Source organism: Streptomyces axinellae, from assembly GCF_039532135.1.
GTDB classification, from domain to species: Bacteria; Actinomycetota; Actinomycetes; order Streptomycetales; family Streptomycetaceae; genus Streptomyces; species Streptomyces axinellae.
On sequence record NZ_BAAARJ010000070.1, the window covers coordinates 1 to 1,275 of the forward strand.

At 52.3% G+C, this 1,275-nt stretch carries 3 protein-coding genes; all 3 read left to right on the plus strand.

Features of this window, described 5'->3' with window-relative positions; translation table 11 throughout:
* Position 1: 1 nt before the first annotated feature.
* Entirely contained in the window at positions 2–148 is a 147-nt protein-coding gene (locus ABD339_RS33465; protein WP_344570941.1) for an MbeD family mobilization/exclusion protein, read from the plus strand.
* 666 nt (positions 149–814) lie between these two features.
* Complete coding sequence (gene relB / locus ABD339_RS33470) at positions 815–1,039, plus strand: type II toxin-antitoxin system RelB family antitoxin (RefSeq protein WP_000879771.1); 225 nt, start codon at positions 815–817, stop codon at positions 1,037–1,039.
* The coding region (locus ABD339_RS33475) for a type II toxin-antitoxin system RelE family toxin (RefSeq protein ID WP_344570940.1) at positions 1,023–1,275 on the plus strand (253 nt) is incomplete at its 3' end. The genes relB and ABD339_RS33475, both read left to right, overlap by 17 nt.

A 1,275-nucleotide genomic window follows, 5' to 3' on the forward strand; every position in this document is an offset into this window, starting at 1 on the left:
GCTGGACGAGTGGGAGAGCGCCTTCGGGGAATGGCGGAAAATGTCAGGGCTTATGCAACGGGAGAACGCGGCGCTGAGCGAGCGCGTGACGCGCTTGAGTCAGCAGGTGGAACGCTTGAGCGGGCAACTGCAGCGTTTGAGCCGGTAGTGCAGCGTCATGAGATGGCCGTGGCCGCAGAACGGGCGCACGAGCAACGGCAGCACGAAAAGGAACTGACGGAAGCGCGTTCCCGGCAGCGAAGCTATGACGGTCCGTCGCTGGGCTGAAATGCAGGAAAACAGGGTTCTCATCGGGCATTTACGCTGAAACCGGATGTCATTCACCTGGCTGCATGGCTATGCAGCCAGGTAAAATTTATCTGTCGCGAACGGGGCGGTTTATCGGGTGGTTTGTTGCCGGTTTTACCTGACTGCCACCCCGTTCGCGGCGAACCCGTCCGGGGCGGTGCGGGCAACGGGTGTTATGTTTAATCAGCGTGAACGGCAGATACAAAAAAGCCCCGGAGGGCTTTTAACTACTGACTTATTTTTTTGAAGAATTGCTGGGTTTCAATTTGTCAGTATTTCCCGGCGTTTTTTTATTGTCACGCTGGCGTTTATCAGGTTCCCCTGTTGAATCGGCAATTCGTTTCGGACCCGGCTTAAGACCCATAATCGTTATCCTTTCAATAGTTAAGAGGAAAGCCCTCAAGCTAGATATATTGACCGCGTTACGGATTATCAAGAGGGGCTAACAAGATTATTTTTTGTTCTTTTAGGTTGATTGTGGTACTGTTGATATACATGTATAGCAAATGGTGTTCGGGAGGTTTATATGCTTGCTATCCGGTTATCTGATGAGATTGAGTCCCGTCTGGACTCGCTGGCGAAGCAAACCGGCAGAACAAAGACGTTTTATGCGCGGGAAGCAATACTGGCGCATCTGGAAGACCTGGAGGATTATTATCTTTCAGCAGAAACTGCTGCACGCGTTCGCCGTGGTGATGAAGCAGTGCATTCGTCTGAAGACGTGAGGAAGTCACTTGGTCTGGACGATTAACTATTCCGATCGGGCGCTCAAATCGTTACGCAAGATGGACAAACAGAACGCACGACGGATTGTGGATTTTATGAGTTTACGCATTGCAGTTGCTGCCGATCCTCGCCAGTCAGGGAAGCCGCTCAAAGGTGAGCTGGGCGAGTTCTGGCGCTATCGGGTGGGAGATTATCGCGTTCTGTGTGAGATCCGAGATGACGAGCTTGTTATCCTTGCCGCCACGATTGGACATCGCCGCG

Coding starts and splice junctions, on each gene's coding strand:
- relB (WP_000879771.1), top strand. CDS start 815: ATGCTTGCTATCCGGTTATCTGATGAGATTGAGTCCCGTCTGGACTCG.